This window comes from Streptomyces sp. NPDC086554 (assembly GCF_040686095.1).
GTDB lineage: Bacteria > Actinomycetota > Actinomycetes > Streptomycetales > Streptomycetaceae > Streptomyces.
This window is the reverse complement of record NZ_JBFBJK010000020.1, coordinates 159,096-176,167: the sequence shown is the minus strand read 5'-3', so window position 1 is coordinate 176,167 and position 17,072 is coordinate 159,096. Positions and strand designations below refer to the sequence as shown.

Below are 17,072 nucleotides of genomic sequence, written 5' to 3'. Positions count from 1 at the left end.
GCCGGGTAGGGACTGGCCCCGGTGCCGACGGGGCAGGGAGGTCAGCCCCGACTTTCCTCGCCAAATAGGACTAACTACTCTCAAAGCATGTCAGCCCCATCGGCCTCCGCCGCCTCACCGCGTCCCGACGGCACTCCGGACCCGATCGAGGCGGCGAAGCGGGCGACCCGCAGCCTCCAGGGGCTCTCCCCCGAGCTGACCGCGCGGGTGCCGCAGCTGCTCGAGGCGATGCGGTCCGTCGGCGCCGGGCTCGAACTGCACACCACACTGGACCGCATCTGCGAGACGGCCGCCGAGCTCGCCGACGCCCGCTACGCAGCCATCGGCGTCGTCTCCGAGGACGGCAAGGGGCTCTCGGACTTCGTCCACACCGGGATCGACGAGGAGACGGCCGAACGGATCGGGCACCTTCCCGACGGGCACAAGGGGCTGCTCGGCGCCCTCATCCACCAGCCCGAGACCCTCCGCCTCGCGGACCTCTCCACCGACCCGCGCTCCTGCGGCTTCCCGGCGAACCACCCGCCGATGCGGACCTTCCTCGGTGTCCCCATCCGCGTCCAGGGCGAGATCTTCGGCAACCTCTATCTCACCGAGAAGCGGGACGGCGCCGAGTTCAACGAGTACGACGTGCACATGGTCCGCGTGCTCGCCACGGAGGCGGGCATCGCCATCGGCAACGCCCGCCTCTACGAAGCCGCCATGCAGCGCGAGCGCTGGATCGACGGCTCCGTGGCCGTCACTACAGCGCTGCTCTCGGGCAGCGACGCGGAAGAAGCCCTCTCCGTAGTCGCCGAACAAGCCCGGCATCTCGCCGACTCCGCCGCCGGGATCGTGCTCCTGCCCGAGGACGAGGGCGGCATGGAGATCGTCGCCGTCTCCTCGGACGAACCCTTGGCCGCGCTCGGCGTGGTCATCCCCGCGGAGAGCCGGATCATCACCGATCTCCAGGCCGGGGAGTCCGTGTTCATCGACGACGCGGCGACGGATCCGCGGATCATGACCGACCTGGCCCGCGGCTACGGCCCCGTGATGATGCTGCCGCTGCAGAGCGACGGCCGTGTCATGGGGACGCTCGTGACGCCACGCGCGCGTGGCGCCCGCCCGTTCAGCGAGACCGAGCGGACGCTGGCCACCCAGTTCGCCTCGCAGGCCGCGCTCGCGCTGATGATGGCCGAGGCGCAGCGCGACCGTGAACGGCTCGCCGTGTACGAGGACCGGGACCGCATCGCACGGGATCTGCACGACCTGGTGATCCAGCGCCTGTTCGCCACCGGGATGATGCTGGAGAGCGCCCAGCGCAGGTCCGTCGTGCCCGAGGTGCAGGCCGGCGTGGGCAAGGCCGTCGACGAGCTCGACGTGACGATCCAGGAGATCCGTACGGCGATCTTCGCCCTGCAGCAGGGGCCCGCGGAGGCCCCTTCAGGGCTGCGCACACGCGTCCTGCGCGAGATCAACATGGCCGCCGTGCCGCTCGGCTTCAAGCCGTCGCACCACTTCGTGGGGCCCGTCGACACGGTGGTCGGCGAGCTCGCGGGCAAGAACCTCATCGCCGCGCTCCGGGAGGCGCTGTCGAACGCGTTCCGGCATGCGGGGGCCGACCGCATCGACGTAGTCGTCGACGCGACGGTGATCCTCCCCGACGGGCAGCAGGGCGTACGTCTGACGGTCTCGGACGACGGTGTCGGCATCGCGCAGGGCGGCCGGCGCAGCGGCCTGAAGAACCTCAAGAGACGTGCGGAGTCGCTGGGGGGCGACAGTTGGTACGGGCCCGGCATCGGCGAGGACGGCGGCGGTACGACGGTGGTGTGGCAGGCGCCGTACTGAATCGGCCTTCACGGGGACCGAATCGACCTCTACAGGTGGGGGGTTACCGAACCAGGCCTCTCCGTAGAGCCCTGTTCGGCCGTACGGCAGTGGGCTGTTCGGGGCACCGGGTGCCCCGGGTGTACGAGTTGAGCAGGACCGGGTGAGGGCGGCGGGACAACGATCCGTGACATGCGCCTGAGCCACCGCGGTATCCAACATCTCGTCACCGTGTCGGTACTGCTGTGCGCGCTGCTCGTCCCCACGTCGGCCGGTGCCAACGAAGGGCCGGACACCAGCGCCGAGGTGGCGCGGCTCTACGAAGAGGCGTCCGCGGCGACCGTGCACTACGAAGCGGGGCAGCGGGCCGCAGAGGTGCAGCGGGCCGAGGTCCGGAAACTGGACCGACTCCTCACGAAGGAGCAGCACGCCGTCGAGGTGCTGCGCGGCGACCTCGGCCGGATGGCCAGCGCCCAGTACCGCACCGGTGGCGGACTCCCCCAGACCGCCCAACTGCTGCTCGCCGACAGCCCCGAGGAACTGATGCGAGGTCAGCGAGTGCTGTGGCAGGCGGATCTCGCCGTCAACAACGCCGTCATCAAGACCCAGCGGGCCGCCGCCCGACTCGCCGAGGCCAAGCACACGGCGGACCGGGCCAAGCGCACGCTCGACCGGCGCAACGCACATCTGGCGAGGCTGAAGCGCGGCATCGAGAGCAAGCTGGCGTCGGCGCAGTGGGCCCTGCAGGGCGAGGCCGACCGGTCCGTCGCGGCCGGGCAGTGCCGTGGCGCCGTACGCCTGGAGCAGCCGGAAATGGTCGACACGCGCGCGTGGGTGCCGCCCGTGGAGGCGTACGAACTCTCGGCGGGCTTCGCGAGCGCGGGCGCGCACTGGGCGAGCCGGCACACGGGGCAGGACTTCGCGGTCGGCATCGGGGCGCCGGTGCGGTCGGTCGGCGCGGGCCGGGTGGTGAAGGTGTCGTGCGGCGGCGCCTTCGGCATCGAGGTCGTGGTGGCGCACGAGGGCGGCTACTTCACGCAGTACGCGCATCTGGCCGCCGTCACCGTCGACCAGGGGGACCTGGTGGCTCCGGGGCAGTGGGTCGGGCAGGCGGGCACGACGGGCAACTCGACGGGGCCGCACCTCCACTTCGAGGTGCGGCTCACGCCGTATCTGGGGTCCGGGGTGGATCCGGTGAAGTGGCTGGCCGAGCGGGGAGTACTGCTCTGAGGCCAGGCCAGAGCGGGGAGTACCGCTCTGACGCCAGGCCGGTCAGGCGCTCGGGCGGTCCCGCAGGATCTGCTCGATGACGACCGCGACGCCGTCTTCGTTGTTCGCCACCGTGTGCCCCGACGCGGCGGCGATCACGTCCGGGTGCGCATTGCCCATCGCGTACGAGGTGCCCGCCCAGGAGAGCATTTCGATGTCGTTCGGCATGTCCCCGAAGGCGACGACCTCGGCGGGCGTGATGCCGCGCTCGGCGCAGCACAGTTCCAGCGTGCTGGCCTTGGAGACGCCGGGGCCGCTGATCTCCAGGAGTGCGCTCGGGCTCGAGCGGGTGATCTCGACACGGCCGTCCACGGCCGCGCGGGCCACGGCGAGGAACTCGTCGGGCGCGAGCTCGGGGTGGTAGGCGAGGACCTTCAGGACGGGCTGGTCCGCGGCGTCGGAGTCCTCCGCCAGGAGCTTCTCGGCGGGCGCGACGCTTTCCCCGGGCTCCAAGTGCAGGGGCGGGTACGTCGGTTCGTGGTGCAGACCGCCGGTGCGCTCGACCGCGAAGGACGTGCCGGGGGCCGCGTCGCGCAGGACGTGCACGACGTCGAGCGCGTCCTCGCGGCGCAGCTCCCGCAGCTTGACGAAGCGATGACTGCCGGCGCCGCCGTGCAGATCGACGACGGCAGCGCCGTTGCCGCAGATGGCGAGGCCGTGGCCGTGGACGTGGTCGCTGACGACGTCCATCCAGCGGGCCGGGCGGCCGGTCACGAAGAAGACCTCGATCCCGGCCTCCTCGGCGGCGGCGAGCGCGGCCACGGTGCGGTCCGATACGGACTTGTCGTCGCGCAGCAGCGTGCCGTCCAGGTCCGTGGCGATCAGCCGTGCCTTGGGTCGGTGCGGGACGGAGGCGGCCGGGGTCTGGGGCCGTGGGGTAGCTGAGGTCACGCCACCGATTGTCCCGCATCTGAGTGCACGGGCGTGCGCTGGGGCGCACATTTGAGTGCCTTTACGCCCCTGCTGTGCCGCCGCCCAGCTGGACCGGGGCCTCCGTCGCGATCCGCTCGAAGAGCTTCTCGTCCGCCGCGAAGTCCGTTCCCGGCAGCGGCCAGTGCAGCACGATCTCGTTGAAGCCCAGCTCAGCGTGGTTGCCCGCGAAGTCGATGAACGCGTCGAAGGAGTCGAGAGGGCGATCAGGCGTGAAACCGGTGAGAAGGATCTTGTCGAGCTCGGCGACATCGCGGCCGATCGCCTCGCACGCGGCGGCGAGCTTCTCGGCCTGGCCGCGAATGGCTTGAAGTGACTGCTCCGGGGTGCCGTTCTCGAAGAGCTTGGGGTCGCCCGTGGTCACCCATGCCTGGCCGTGGCGTGCGGCCAGCTTCAGTCCGCGCGGACCGGTGGCGGCCACCGCGAAGGGCAGCCGGGGGCGCTGCACGCAGCCCGGGATGTTCCGCACCTCGGACGCCGAGTAGTGCTCACCGTCGTACGAAACGACGTCTTCTGTAAGAAGGCGGTCGAGCAGCGGAACGAACTCTCCGAAGCGGTCGGCCCGCTCGCGCGGCGTCCAGGGCTCCTCGCCGGTCTTGAGCAGCGAGGTGGCGTCGAAGCCGTTGCCGCCCGCGCCGATGCCGAGGGTGATCCGGCCGTCGGACACGTCGTCGAGGGTGATCAGGTCCTTGGCGAGGGTCACCGGATGCCGGAAGTTCGGCGAGGTGACGAGCGTGCCGAGGCGCAGCCGGTCGGTGGCGGCCGCGGCGGCGGTCAGGGTCGGCACCGCGCCGAACCAGGGCCCGTCGCGGAAGGTCCGCCAGGAGAGGTGGTCGTAGGTGTACGCGGTGTGGAAGCCCAGCTCCTCGGCCCGTTGCCAGCGCTCCTTGCCGCCCTCGTGCCAGCGGGTGACGGGCAGGATCACGGTGCTCAGACGCAAACTCATGTATCAGAGCGTATGCCCGATCGGTGCCGGTCGTGGAAGCGATCAGTGGCGGTGGGGGAAGCGATCAGTGCCGGTCGGGAAAGCGGAGATAGCCCGGTGGCACGGCGGCGGTGAGCCAGACGCCGTTGGCGCTGACCTGGAAGGAGTGCCCGTCGCGGTGCATCGCCCCCGCGTCCACGGAGAGCACGACGGGGCGGCCGCGGCGGGCGCCGACCCGGGTGGCGGTCTCGCGGTCGGCCGAGAGATGCACGGCATGGCGGTTCATGGGCCGCAGGCCCTCGGCGCGGATCGCGGCGACATTGCGGGCCACGGTGCCGTGGAAGAGATACGCGGGCGGGGTCGCCGGCGGCAGCTTGAGGTCCACGTCGATCGAGTGGCCCTGGCTTGCGCGGATCCGGCCGTTCTCGACGGCGAAGCGCTGTTTGTCGTTGGCGGCCACCACATGGTCGAGCTCGGCGCGGGTGAAGCGGAAACCGTGCCGTGCGGCCGCGGCGATCAGGGCGTCGATCTCCACCCAGCCGCTCTCGTCGAGTGTGAGACCGATCCGCTCGGGCTGATGGCGCAGGTGTTTCGACAGGTATTTCGACACCTTCACGGTGCGTCGTTCGTCGGTGGGGGGTTCTCCAATCACCCGGTCAGAGTCGCGCACGGGCCGTTCTCCCCGCACTTGATTTTCGTCCACCGACTTTTCATCGGTCGATTTGCATCCACAGGTTTGATCCACAGCCAAGTCCAGTTATCCACAGGGGAATTGGCGATTCTGTGGACAACACACAGACCATTTAGGCGCTTTGGGCAAAAGATCATGTATTGCTATGTGTTGCGGCAAGTGATTCCAATGTCCTGGCCTGTAGCTCACGTTCGGTAGCTGCCGCGATGAACGCCGCGACGTTCTCCCGACCAACCAACGCCTCCACGGCCCGGGTTGTCGACACGGGCAGAGCCACAGAAAGCGCCTCATCCGTACGGGATGCCGGTTGCCCCGATGTGAGGTGCTGCTGGAGGTGACGTGTGGCGAACAGGCGCATGGCTCGGGCCAGTTCGGCGTCGACCGACTGCTGCGCCAGTGGCCGCAGCCGACGGACGAGCGAGGCCGCCTCCGCGGCGTCCGCATCGGTCGGCGGGTGATGACCGAGATAGCGCGCGAAGACATGCTCGGTCGTGAACTCGAGGAAACGGGCGGCTATGTGCTCCACCTGCCCCCTCAACTCCCGCAGATGGCCGGAGATTGCCAGGAGCGGAACTCCCGCCGCGTGCAACTCAACGGCCACAGCGAGCTCTTGAGGACTCGGAACCAGGTACTCGTCGTCCCGCCCCGGCATCGGCTCGAGCACGCCGAGCGCGATCGCGTCGGCGACCGCCGCGTCGTCCGGCTTGCCGCCGAACGCCGCGTCCAGCTCCGCCCGCGTGATCCGGTCGGCCTTCTCGTCCGTCCACGGACCGTCGACCTCCGCGGCGAGCCCCAGCACACCGCTGAGACCCCGGCCCGCGTCCCAGGCCTCAAGGAGCTCCTTGATGGAGGCCAGGGTGTAGCCGCGGTCGAGCAGATCGGCGATCTGTCGCAACCGCGCCAGATGCGCGTCGCCGTACACATTGGCCCGGCCGCGCCGCTCGGGCCGGGGGAGCAGCCCTCGGTCCTGGTAGGCGCGGATCGTGCGCACCGTGGCGCCGCTGTGATGCGCCAGGTCCTCGATGCGGTACTCCACCGGTCTGCGACCGGCGCCCGACTGCTCGTCCACGCCCCCACCCCTCCATGAACCCTTGTGCTAGGCGATGGCAGCCCTGCCGACGGCGGCCGCCGCGGCCCGCGCCGCGGGTGACTCGGCCAGATATTCCACGGCCCTGCGCAGGGAGCCCTCCTGCGAGGGATGGTACGACCGCCGCAGATAGCGGGGTATCGCCGCACCCAGCTCACGCCACGTGGGCAGCAGGCCCTTCCGCACCGCCCTGTTGTGCTCGGCCAGGGAGTAGCGCAGGCGTCCCGCGAGCTGAGGGTCGCGGCGCATCAGATAGGCCGTGCCCCAGACCCACAGGTACAGCATCACGGGCGCCGTGACCGCCATGCCCGCGATACGACGGGCGTAGCGGGGCAGGCCATCGCCGCCGCAGTGCTGGTACATGTCGAAGGCGACCGAGCGGTGCTCGACCTCCTCCGCGCCGTGCCAGCGCAGCAGGTCGAGCATGACCTCGTCGGCGTCCGCGTGGTCAAGGCCCTCGGCGTGCAGCACCCAGTTCCCCAGTACGGCGGTGAACTGCTCGATCGCCGCGACCACCGCCAGGCGGTAGCGCAGCCACTCCTGCGTCGGTATCGGCGCCCCGAGCGGCGGCTTCTCGCCGAGGATCTTCTCGAAGAGCAAGTCGACGTACTTGGTGAATGCCGCGGTGTCGAGCCGCTGCGCCGCCAGGTGGTCGAGCACATGCGCGTGCTGCACGCTGTGCGTGGCCTCCTGGCCCATGAACCCTTTGACGTCCTTGAGCAGCACCGGATCGGTGACCAGGGGAAGGCCTTCCTTGAAGACCTTCACGAACCACCGCTCCCCCGCCGGCAGGAGCAGATGCAGCACGTTGATGACGTGGGTGGCGGTGGGCTCGTCCGGTATCCAGTGCAGCGGGGTCTCTTCCCAGTTGAAGGAGACCCGGCGCGGAACGATCGTGTAGTGCTCCTCGGTGTTCGTCTCGGCGTTCTTCTCCGTGCTCACAACGGTGGCTCCAATCGGGCGATCGCACGCAGGGCCTTGGGAGTGAAGCGGGACATGAGGTGGGCGCCGCGGGCCTCCGGGGTGACCGGGACCACCGCCTGGTTCTTGACGACCGCGCGCAGGACCGCGTCGGCGACCTTCTCCGGCGGGTAGTTGCGCAGGCCGTACAGCCGCGACGACTTCTTCTGGCGGCGCTTCTCCTCGTCGGTGTCGACACCGACGAAGCGGGACGTCGCCGTGATGTTCGTGTTCACGAAGCCCGGGCATATCGCGGAGACCCCGATGCCCTGGCCCGCGAGCTCGGCGCGCAGGCACTCGCTGAGCATCAGGACCGCCGCCTTGGACGTGCTGTAGGCGGGCAGCGCCTTGGACGGCTGGTACGCCGCCGCGGACGCGGTGTTCACGATGTGACCGCCCTGGCCGCGCTCGGCCATCTGCCTGCCGAAGAGCCGGCAGCCGTGGATCACGCCCCACAGATTGACGTCGAGGACCTTCTTCCAGTCCTCGGCGCTCGTGTCGAGGAACGAGCCGGAGAGGCCTATGCCCGCGTTGTTCACCAGGACGTCGACGATGCCGTACTCCCTGGCGACCTTCTCGGCGAGCTTCTCCATGGCCTGCTCGTCGCTGACGTCGACCGTCTCGCCCCAGGCCTGCGGGGCGCCGATGAGCCGGGACATCTCCGCCGTGCGTGCCGCGCTCTCCGCGTCCCGGTCGACGGCCACCACGCGCGCTCCCGCCTCGGCGAACGCGAAGGCGGTGGCCCGGCCGATGCCGCTGCCCGCGCCCGTGACCAGGACCAGCTGGCCGCCGAAGCGGTCGGCGTGCTTCCCCGTGGCCACACTGTCGTTGGCGGGCACGCCGTCCTCGTTGGTCGTCACGAACTCGCTGATCCAGGCCGCCAGTTGATCCGGCCGGGTGCGCGGCACCCAGTGCTTGGCGGGCAGGCTGCGGCGCACCAACTGCGGGGCCCACAGCTCCAGTTCGTCATAGAGCCGCTCCGAGAGAAAGATGTCCCCGGACGGCGTGATGAGCTGCACGGGCGCGTGCGCGTAGGCGTCCGCGCGGGGCCTGCGCAACCGGGCGCGGACGTTGTCCCGGTAGAGCCAGGCGCCGTGCGCGGCGTCCGAGGGCAGCGACGGCGTCGGATAGTCGCCCGCCGGGACCTTCTCCACGCGCTGGAGGATCTTCGGCCACTGCTTGCCGAGCGGCCCGCGCCAGGCCAGCTCGGGGAGCACCGGCGTGTGCAGCATGTACACATACCAGGACTTGGCTCCCTGGCCCAGCAGTTGACCGACCTTGCGCGGCGTCGGCCGGGACATCCGCTTCTTGATCCAGTGCCCGAAGTGATCGAGCGAGGGCCCCGACATCGAGGTGAAGGACGCGATCCGCCCCTCCGTGCGCTTGACCGTGACGAACTCCCAGGACTGCACCGAACCCCAGTCGTGCCCGACCAGGTGCACCGGCTTGTCCGGGCTCACCGCGTCGGCGACGGCCAGGAAGTCGTCGGTCAGCTTCTCCAGGGTGAAGCCGCCGCGCAGCGGCTTCGGAGCCGTCGACCTGCCGTGTCCGCGCACGTCGTACAGGACGACATGGAAGCGGTCGGCGAGACGCTCGGCGACCTCCGACCACACCTCCTTGGAGTCCGGATAGCCGTGCACGAGCAGCACCGTGGGCTGTGTCGGGTCGCCGAGCTCGGCGACGCACAGCTCCACTCCGCCCGTATGCACCCAGCGCTCGCGCGCGCCGTTGAGTCCCTTGGCGAGTCCGTTGTTGAATCCCCCCGCGCTCATGCGACGGCCCTTTCCTCAGCCCAGCGCCGCACATGCGGCAGATCGTCGTCCAGCCAGAAAGCGCTCTGCTCGGGGTCCTTGGAGTCGGTGACGACCAGGATCTCCTCGAACTTCGCGCCCGTGCCCCGGAACCCGAGGTGCGGCTCGACCGCCCACAGCCCCTTCTGGGGCGGGTGGTCGGAGAACTTGTACGGCGACCAGAGCGGCGACCAGCCGTCCCGGTGGCCATGGATCGCGTCGCTCGCCAGGCCCTTGAGGGACTGGGTGCCGAAGCCAAAGACATGCGGCGTCAGGCGCCGCTCCTTCACACGGTCGACCTTGTGCGCGATGACGCCGAAGGGATACGCGCGGTGGCGGTTGGCGTACCCCTGGCGGACCATGAGGCGGTCCACGTCCTCATAGATCTCGCGCAGCGGGCGGCGCTCGCGCACCTCGCGCAGGATCAGCTCGCGGTGCGCCTCGAGGTCCGCGAGCAGCTTGTCGTGCACGGGGTTGAGGCCGAGACAGCCCGAGTAGCCGATATCGGCCGTATATCCCTTGTAGACCGGGGCCATGTCGAGGATGAAGGGCATCCCCGGCTCCAGCCTGCGGTTGGTGGGGAAGAACTGCAGCGGTATCCGGAAGTTCACGAACGCCGTGCGGTCCCCGAACCAGGCGAAAGGCAGGTGGAACCAGTCCCGCACGCCCCGCTCGCGCAGCCACTCACGCTGCATCCGCGCCGCCTCGCGCTCGGTCACCCCCGGCTTGAGCTGCCCCGCGACCGCCTCCGCGCATGCATACGCGAGGGTCTGCACTTCCCTGAACCCCCGCAGTTCCGCCGAGAGTTCGCCTGCCACTGCTGAGGTCATGCCACCGTCCGTCCCGTGTCCGGTCCACCCGTGTCCGGTCCATCGCCGTACGCGGTCGTAACTTGACACTGATGAATGTGACAATGCTCAGCGGCTGCGTCAATAGTTCTGCACAAGCCTGCGGGACAGGTCCGGAAGATCCCCCAGGGGTCGACTTCAGGACGACCCTTACGGGCCCGTAATACTCCAGAGTGAGGGCAGGGCAAGCCCGTGGTCTGACGACTGGTGTGGTCTGCGCCACTACCGTCGAATGCGTGACTGTGATCGCGACCGAAAGCCTGAGCAAGCGGTTCCCGAGGGTGACCGCGCTTGACCGGCTCTCCATGGATATCGGGCCCGGTGTGACCGGACTCGTCGGAGCCAATGGAGCCGGCAAGTCCACACTGATCAAGATCCTGCTGGGTCTGTCCCCCGCCACGGAGGGCACGGCCGCCGTGCTCGGACTCGACGTCGCAACGCGCGGCGGCCAGATCCGTGAGCGCGTCGGCTACATGCCCGAGCACGACTGCCTGCCGCCCGACGTGTCGGCCACCGAGTTCGTCGTCCACATGGCGCGCATGTCGGGGCTGCCGCCCGCCGCGGCCCGCGAGCGCACGGCGGACACCTTGCGGCACGTGGGTCTGTACGAGGAGCGCTACCGCCCCATCGGGGGCTATTCGACGGGCATGAAGCAGCGAGTGAAACTCGCGCAGGCGCTCGTGCACGACCCCGATCTGGTCTTCCTGGACGAGCCGACCAACGGCCTCGATCCCGTGGGCCGTGACGAGATGCTGGGCCTCATCCGCCGGGTCCACACGGACTTCGGCATCTCCGTCCTGGTTACCTCGCACCTCCTCGGCGAGCTGGAGCGCACCTGTGACCACGTCGTCGTCATCGACGGCGGCAAGCTGCTGCGCTCCAGCTCCACCACCGACTTCACCCAGACCACCACGACGCTGGCGGTCGAGGTGACGGACACCGACGAACACCTGGACGGCACGAGTGCGTTGCGCGAGGCATTGAAGGGACGCGGGGTCGCCACCCACGAGGGCGGCACCCTCCCCGGCGCCGGGCACACCGTGCTGCTCGAAGCGGAGGGCGAGGAGACGTACGACCTGGTGCGCGACCTCGTCGCGGACCTCGGCCTCGGCCTTGTCCGGATGGAACAGCGCAGGCACCACATCGCGGAGGTCTTCCACTCCGGTCAGTCCGATCAAGCCGACGACGCCGATCACGCCGATCACGAAGCAGAGGGGAAGGAGGCGGTCCGCCATGGCGGTTGAGCAGACCCCGGCACGCGCCGGTGAACAGACCCGGATCCACAACATCGGGTATCGCAACTACGACGGTCCGCGCCTCGGCCGCGCCTACGCCCGCCGCTCGCTCTTCTCGCAGAGCCTGCGCGGCGCGTACGGCCTGGGCCGCTCCGCCAAGTCCAAGGTCCTGCCCATGATCCTCTTCGCGGTGATGTGCGTCCCCGCCGCGATCATGGTGGCGGTCGCCGTGACCACCAAGGCCAATGACCTCCCCCTCGACTACACGCGCTACGCGATCGTGCTGCAGGCCGTCATCAGCCTCTACCTGGCGGCCCAGGCCCCGCAGACCGTCTCCCGCGACCTGCGCTTCAAGACCGTCCCGCTCTACTTCTCCCGGCCCATCGATCACAGTGACTACGTACGCGCCAAGTTCGCGGCGATGGCATCGGCCCTCTTCATCCTCACGGCCGCGCCGCTGCTCGTGCTCTACGTAGGGGCGCTGCTCGCCAAGCTCGACTTCGCGGACCAGACGAAGGGCTTCGCCCAGGGACTCGTCTCCGTGGCCCTGCTCTCGCTCCTCTTCGCCGGCATCGCCCTGGTCATCTCGGCGATCACCCCCCGCCGCGGCTTCGGGATCGCCGCGGTCATCGCCGTACTGACCATCTCCTACGGAGCGGTGTCCACGGTCCAGGCGATCGCCTTCGAACAGGGCAGCACCGACGCCATCGCCTGGCTCGGCCTCTTCTCGCCGATCACGCTCATCGACGGCGTACAGACCGCATTCCTCGGCGCGACCTCCGCCTTCCCCGGAGGGGAAGGCCCTTCGTCCGGCACGGGCGTGGTCTATGTGATCGTCGTCCTCGCCCTCATCGCGGGCTGCTACGGCGCGATGATGCGCCGCTACCGGAAGGTCGGACTGTGAGCACCATCAACATCGATCACACCTCGCGCTGGTTCGGCAACGTGGTGGCGGTCAACGACATCACGATGGACGTGGGCCCGGGCGTCACCGGCCTCCTCGGTCCGAACGGCGCGGGGAAGTCCACCCTCATCAACATGATGGGTGGCTTCCTCGCCCCCTCCACCGGCAGCGTCACGCTCGACGCCACGCCGATCTGGCGCAACGAACAGATCTACAAGGACATCGGCATCGTCCCCGAGCGCGAGGCGATGTACGACTTCCTCACGGGCCGCGAATTCGTCGTCGCCAACGCCGAGTTGCACGGTCTGGACGAGCGCGCCGCCCACCGGGCGCTCGCCACGGTGGAGATGGAGTACGCGCAGGACCGCAAGATCTCGACGTACAGCAAGGGCATGCGCCAGCGCGTGAAGATGGCGTCCGCCCTGGTCCACGACCCGTCCGTGCTGCTGCTCGACGAGCCGTTCAACGGCATGGACCCCCGTCAGCGCATGCAGCTGATGGACCTCCTGCGGCGCATGGGGGACGAGGGCCGCACGGTCCTGTTCTCGTCGCACATCCTCGAAGAGGTCGAGCAACTGGCCTCCCACATCGAGGTGATCGTGGCCGGACGGCATGCGGCGAGCGGCGACTTCCGCAAGATCCGCCGCCTGATGACGGACCGCCCGCACCGCTACCTTGTCCGTTCAAGCGACGACCGTGCCCTGGCCGCCGCGCTGATCGCCGACCCGTCGACCGCCGGCATCGAAGTCGACGTCAAGGAAGGCGCGTTGCGCATCCAGGCCGTCGACTTCGGCCGTTTCACCGCCCTGTTGCCACGCATCGCCCGCGATCACGACATCCGGCTCCTCACGGTCTCGCCCTCGGACGAGTCCCTCGAGTCGGTCTTCTCCTATCTCGTCGCGGCCTGAAGGGAGCCACCGTGTACGACCCCACTGTCGCCCGGCTCACCTACCGGGCCCTGCTCGGCCGCCGCCGGGCTCTGATCCTCTTCGCCCTGCCCGTCCTGCTGATCGTGATCGCCGCGGCGGTCCGCGGATTCAGCGGCGCCGACGACCAGGTCGCCGTCGACCTCCTGGGCGGCTTCGCGCTCGCCACGATGGTGCCGATCATCGGCGTCATCGCGGGCACCGGCGCGATCGGTCCCGAGATCGACGACGGCTCCGTTGTGTATCTCCTGTCCAAGCCCGTCAAGCGACCGACGATCATCTTCACGAAGCTGATCGTCGCCATCGCCGTGACCATGGCCTTCTCCGCGATCCCCACCTTCATCGCGGGCATGATCCTGAACGGCAACGGCCAGCAGATCGCCGTGGCGTACACCATCGCCGCCCTGGTCGCCTCCATCGCGTACGCGGCGATGTTCCTGCTCCTCGGCACGATCACCCGGCACGCGGTGGTCTTCGGCCTTGTCTACGCCCTCGTCTGGGAGGCCGTCTTCGGGTCGCTGGTCTCCGGGGCGCGCACGCTCAGCGTTCAGCAGTGGTCCCTCGCCGTCGCGCAGAAGACCGCGACGGGCGATCTTGTCACCTCGGACGTCGGCCTGCCCGTCGCCACGGTCCTCCTCGTCGGCGTCACGGTGCTCGCCACCTGGTACGCGGGACAGAAGCTGCGGTCGCTGACGCTGGCCGGGGAGGAGTAGCAGCCCGGTCCGCTCTTGACGGCGTCTTCACCCTCCTGCCAGGACACTGGTGGGAGGGTGCGCTGTTTCCAGGGAGGTGCCGTGATGGCATCGGAGCCTTCAAAGGACCCCTCAAAGGCCCCGTCAAAGGCCCCGTCAAAGGACTGGGACGAGACCGTCCTGGACGAGAACTTCATACGTTCCGCGGAGGCCGCGGAGCCGTCGGCGCGGGCCCGGATGCTCAGTGCGCGATGGCGTAGGAGCGGCGCTCCCGAGCCGCAGCCGTGGCGGTCCGACGAGCCGCCCGCGGGGTGGTTCTTCAGCCGGGCGCGGCGGCGGTGGCGTCGGCGGCGCCGCTAGGGCGGATTAATTCGGTGGCGGTGAACTTCCGGCGCGGGCAGAGTAGTTGATGTCACCGCGCCACAGCCTGGCGCCCACCTTCTGGGAGAGGAGCCGACGTGTCCATCAGTAGTAGTCCGTCGAGTTCCCAGCAGGGCAGCCCGCGGCAGGCTTCGGAGTAGTTACTCACTCCGTAGAGCCCCGCCCACGGGGGAGATGCCCGGGGCGGCCGCTTCGAGCGCGCACTTCGCTGCGCGGGCCGCCCACCCGGAGGATTGGCCGAGTGGTAAGGCAGCGGCTTGCTAAGCCGTCGTCAGGGTTGACGCCCTGCGCGCGTTCGATCCGCGCATCCTCCGCCAGGCGTTGCACTGGGCTTGGGCCCCATCAAGGCGCCCGGGGTGAAACCCCTCAGCCCAACATCCGTTCCAGCACCGCCGCGATTCCGTCGTCCTCGTTGGAGTCCGTCACCTCGTCCGCCACCGCCTTGAGTTCCTCGTGGGCGTTGGCCATGGCCACGCCATGTGCTGACCAGCCGAACATCGGGATGTCGTTGGGCATGTCGCCGAAGGCGATCGTGTCCGCGGCCTTCGCGCCCAGGCGGCGGGCCGCCAGGGAGAGGCCGGTCGCCTTGGAGAGGCCGAGCGGGAGCAGCTCGACGATGCCCTCGCCGGCCATCGTCACGCCGACCAGACCGCCTGCCACCTCCCGCGCCACCGTCGCGAGCGCGTCATCGCTCAGGCCCGGATGCTGGACGTACACCTTGTTCAGAGGAGCCGCCCACAGCTCGGCGACATCGGTGAACGGTACGGCGGGCAGCGGGCCGTCCTGGACCGCGTACCCGGGACCGACGATCACCTCGCCGTCGAGGCCGTCACGGCTCGCGGCCAGCGCCAGCGGGCCGATCTCCGCCTCTATCTTGGCCAGGGCGAGGCCCGCCAGCTGCCGGTCGAGCGTGACCGACGTCAGCAGGCGGTGCTCGCCCGCGTGGTAGACCTGCGCGCCCTGCCCGCACACGGCCAGGCCCTCATAGCCCAGGTCGTCCAGGATGTGCCGGGTCCAGGGCACCGCACGGCCGGTGACGATGATGTGCGCGGCGCCCGCCGCGGTGGCCGCGGTGAGCGCGTCGCGCGTGCGGGCCGAGACCGTGTCGTCGGAGCGCAGGAGCGTTCCGTCGAGGTCGGTCGCGACGAGCTTGTACGGGAAGGACGGGCCGTCGGGAGCAGGGTGGCTCACTTGTTGATGGGCTCCAGGATCTCTCGTCCCCCCAGGTACGGACGCAGTACCTCGGGCACCCACACGGAGCCGTCGGCCTGCTGGTGATTCTCCAGGATGGCGACGATGGTGCGCGGGACGGCGCAGAGCGTGCCGTTCAGCGTCGAGAGCGGCTGCACCTTCTTGCCGTCGCGGACCCGGATCGAGAGGCGGCGGGCCTGGAAGCCGTCGCAGTTCGAGGCGGAGGTCAGCTCGCGGTACTTGCCCTGGGTGGGGATCCACGCCTCGCAGTCGTACTTGCGCGACGCCGAGGAACCGAGGTCACCGGTGGCGACATCGATCACCTGGAAGGGCAGGCCGAGACCGGTGAGCCACTGCTTCTCCCACTCCAGGAGCCGCTTGTGCTCGTTCTCCGCGTCCGCCGGGTCGACGTACGAGAACATCTCGACCTTGTCGAACTGGTGCACGCGGAAGATGCCGCGGGTGTCCTTGCCGTACGTGCCGGCCTCGCGGCGGTAGCAGGGCGAGAAGCCCGCGTACCGCAGGGGCAGCTTGTCGGCGTCGATGATCTCGTCCATGTGGTACGCCGCGAGCGGGACCTCGGAGGTGCCGACCAGGTAGTAGTCGTCCTTCTCCAGGTGGTACACGTTCTCCGCGGCCTGGCCGAGGAAGCCCGTGCCCTCCATGGCGCGCGGGCGGACCAGCGAGGGCGTCAGCATCGGGATGAACCCGGCCTCCGTGGCCTGCGCGATCGCCGCGTTGACCAGGGCCAGCTCGAGCAGGGCGCCGACACCGGTCAGGTAGTAGAAGCGCGATCCGGAGACCTTCGCGCCGCGCTCGACGTCGATCGCGCCGAGCGCCTCGCCGAGCTCCAGGTGGTCCTTCGGCTCGAAGCCCTCTGCCGCGAAGTCGCGCGGGGTGCCGATGGTGTCGAGGACGACGAAGTCCTCCTCGCCGCCGACCGGGACGTCCGGGTGGACGATGTTGCCCAGCTGCTGAAGGAGGCGCTTGGTCTCCTCGTCGGCCTCGTCCTGGGCGGCGTCGGCCGCCTTGACGGCGGCGGAGAGCTCGCCGGCCTTCTTCAGGAGCTCGGCCTTCTCGTCACCCGAGGCCTTGGGGATCAGCTTGCCGAGCGCCTTCTGCTCGGAACGGAGCTCGTCGAAGCGGAGCCCGGACGACCTGCGCCGCTCGTCGGCGGAGAGCAGGGCGTCGACGAGCGCGACGTCCTCTCCACGGGCGCGCTGGGAGGCGCGAACACGGTCGGGGTCCTCACGGAGCAGGCGAAGGTCAATCACCCCACAAGGCTACCGGTGCCCGCTTCCGGCCCACGACTCGATATTCCCCTCCGTGGCGTTATGTCCCATTTGCCGGAGTGTGAATTCCGGAGAGAGGTGAGGCTGGAATGGTTCGCCATGGGGCGACAAGTGTCGATCGGGTGCCGGTCGGGCGCTGGTCAATAAA

The 17,072-nt window shown here is 69.6% G+C and carries 16 protein-coding genes and 1 tRNA gene; 8 read left to right on the top strand and 9 right to left on the bottom strand.

Translation table 11 applies throughout. The annotated features are described in order from the left end of the window. Positions 1 to 87 precede the first annotated feature (87 nt). A complete protein-coding gene (locus AB0O76_RS30340) occupies positions 88 to 1,824 on the top strand; it encodes a GAF domain-containing protein (protein WP_365497395.1) in 1,737 nt (578 codons plus the stop codon). Positions 1,825 to 1,995: 171 nt separating this feature from the next. Further along, positions 1,996 to 3,033 carry a M23 family metallopeptidase gene (locus AB0O76_RS30335; RefSeq protein ID WP_365497394.1) on the top strand — a complete coding sequence of 346 codons (1,038 nt, stop codon included), beginning with the start codon at positions 1,996 to 1,998 and terminating at the stop codon, positions 3,031 to 3,033. Between the two features lie 42 nt (positions 3,034 to 3,075). Here AB0O76_RS30335 and AB0O76_RS30330 read toward each other — a convergent pair whose 3' ends face one another. The 7 genes from AB0O76_RS30330 to AB0O76_RS30300 form a co-directional block, all read right to left on the bottom strand. Beyond that, positions 3,076 to 3,963: a Cof-type HAD-IIB family hydrolase gene (locus tag AB0O76_RS30330; protein ID WP_365497392.1), complete on the bottom strand. Its 888-nt coding sequence runs from the start codon at positions 3,961 to 3,963 to the stop codon at positions 3,076 to 3,078. A gap of 61 nt (positions 3,964 to 4,024) precedes the next feature. Then, the gene (locus AB0O76_RS30325) at positions 4,025 to 4,948 is read right to left on the bottom strand and encodes an LLM class flavin-dependent oxidoreductase (RefSeq protein ID WP_365497390.1); all 924 of its coding nucleotides are present in this window, start codon (positions 4,946 to 4,948) and stop codon (positions 4,025 to 4,027) included. 64 nt (positions 4,949 to 5,012) lie between these two features. Beyond that, positions 5,013 to 5,576, bottom strand: coding sequence for an RNA 2'-phosphotransferase (locus AB0O76_RS30320; protein WP_365497438.1), 564 nt, complete (start codon positions 5,574 to 5,576; stop codon positions 5,013 to 5,015). A gap of 175 nt (positions 5,577 to 5,751) precedes the next feature. Next, positions 5,752 to 6,687, bottom strand: a complete 936-nt coding sequence (locus AB0O76_RS30315) for a MerR family transcriptional regulator (RefSeq protein WP_365497388.1) — start codon at positions 6,685 to 6,687, stop codon at positions 5,752 to 5,754. 27 nt (positions 6,688 to 6,714) lie between these two features. After that, a complete protein-coding gene (locus tag AB0O76_RS30310; protein ID WP_365497386.1) occupies positions 6,715 to 7,647 on the bottom strand; it encodes a metal-dependent hydrolase in 933 nt (310 codons plus the stop codon). Further along, positions 7,644 to 9,437, bottom strand: a complete 1,794-nt coding sequence (locus AB0O76_RS30305; protein WP_365497384.1) for an SDR family oxidoreductase — start codon at positions 9,435 to 9,437, stop codon at positions 7,644 to 7,646. The genes AB0O76_RS30310 and AB0O76_RS30305 overlap by 4 nt, the downstream gene beginning before the upstream one ends. Continuing rightward, positions 9,434 to 10,285, bottom strand: a complete 852-nt coding sequence (locus AB0O76_RS30300; RefSeq protein ID WP_365497382.1) for a M24 family metallopeptidase — start codon at positions 10,283 to 10,285, stop codon at positions 9,434 to 9,436. Before AB0O76_RS30300 ends, AB0O76_RS30305 begins: the two co-directional genes overlap by 4 nt. 260 nt (positions 10,286 to 10,545) lie before the next feature. On the opposite strand from AB0O76_RS30300, the gene AB0O76_RS30295 reads away from it, so the two are divergent. From AB0O76_RS30295 to AB0O76_RS30270, 6 genes are all read left to right on the top strand, one after another. Beyond that, on the top strand, positions 10,546 to 11,547 hold the full coding sequence (locus tag AB0O76_RS30295; RefSeq protein ID WP_365497436.1) for an ABC transporter ATP-binding protein: 1,002 nt from the start codon (positions 10,546 to 10,548) through the stop codon (positions 11,545 to 11,547). Then, the gene (locus AB0O76_RS30290) at positions 11,537 to 12,442 is read left to right on the top strand and encodes an ABC transporter permease (RefSeq protein ID WP_365497380.1); all 906 of its coding nucleotides are present in this window, start codon (positions 11,537 to 11,539) and stop codon (positions 12,440 to 12,442) included. The genes AB0O76_RS30295 and AB0O76_RS30290 overlap by 11 nt, the downstream gene beginning before the upstream one ends. Continuing rightward, positions 12,439 to 13,350, top strand: coding sequence for an ABC transporter ATP-binding protein (locus tag AB0O76_RS30285; RefSeq protein WP_365497378.1), 912 nt, complete (start codon positions 12,439 to 12,441; stop codon positions 13,348 to 13,350). The genes AB0O76_RS30290 and AB0O76_RS30285 overlap by 4 nt, the downstream gene beginning before the upstream one ends. A gap of 11 nt (positions 13,351 to 13,361) precedes the next feature. Continuing rightward, positions 13,362 to 14,081, top strand: a complete 720-nt coding sequence (locus AB0O76_RS30280; RefSeq protein ID WP_365497376.1) for an ABC transporter permease — start codon at positions 13,362 to 13,364, stop codon at positions 14,079 to 14,081. An 84-nt stretch (positions 14,082 to 14,165) separates the two neighbouring features. Beyond that, on the top strand, positions 14,166 to 14,420 hold the full coding sequence (locus tag AB0O76_RS30275) for a hypothetical protein (protein WP_365497374.1): 255 nt from the start codon (positions 14,166 to 14,168) through the stop codon (positions 14,418 to 14,420). 248 nt (positions 14,421 to 14,668) lie between these two features. Next, positions 14,669 to 14,758, top strand: a tRNA-Ser gene (locus tag AB0O76_RS30270). Positions 14,759 to 14,807: 49 nt separating this feature from the next. On the opposite strand, the gene AB0O76_RS30265 is transcribed toward AB0O76_RS30270, so the two are convergent. Together AB0O76_RS30265 and serS are read right to left on the bottom strand one after the other, a co-directional pair. Continuing rightward, entirely contained in the window at positions 14,808 to 15,632 is an 825-nt protein-coding gene (locus AB0O76_RS30265; RefSeq protein ID WP_365497372.1) for an HAD family hydrolase, read from the bottom strand. Next, the gene (gene serS, locus AB0O76_RS30260) at positions 15,629 to 16,906 is read right to left on the bottom strand and encodes a serine--tRNA ligase (protein ID WP_365497370.1); all 1,278 of its coding nucleotides are present in this window, start codon (positions 16,904 to 16,906) and stop codon (positions 15,629 to 15,631) included. The genes AB0O76_RS30265 and serS overlap by 4 nt, the downstream gene beginning before the upstream one ends. Between the last annotated feature and the right edge of the window lie 166 nt (positions 16,907 to 17,072).

Coding starts and splice junctions, on each gene's coding strand:
- AB0O76_RS30340 (WP_365497395.1), top strand. CDS start 88: ATGTCAGCCCCATCGGCCTCCGCCGCCTCACCGCGTCCCGACGGCACT.
- AB0O76_RS30335 (WP_365497394.1), top strand. CDS start 1,996: ATGCGCCTGAGCCACCGCGGTATCCAACATCTCGTCACCGTGTCGGTA.
- AB0O76_RS30325 (WP_365497390.1), bottom strand. CDS start 4,948: ATGAGTTTGCGTCTGAGCACCGTGATCCTGCCCGTCACCCGCTGGCAC.
- AB0O76_RS30305 (WP_365497384.1), bottom strand. CDS start 9,437: ATGAGCGCGGGGGGATTCAACAACGGACTCGCCAAGGGACTCAACGGC.
- AB0O76_RS30300 (WP_365497382.1), bottom strand. CDS start 10,285: ATGACCTCAGCAGTGGCAGGCGAACTCTCGGCGGAACTGCGGGGGTTC.
- AB0O76_RS30290 (WP_365497380.1), top strand. CDS start 11,537: ATGGCGGTTGAGCAGACCCCGGCACGCGCCGGTGAACAGACCCGGATC.
- AB0O76_RS30275 (WP_365497374.1), top strand. CDS start 14,166: ATGGCATCGGAGCCTTCAAAGGACCCCTCAAAGGCCCCGTCAAAGGCC.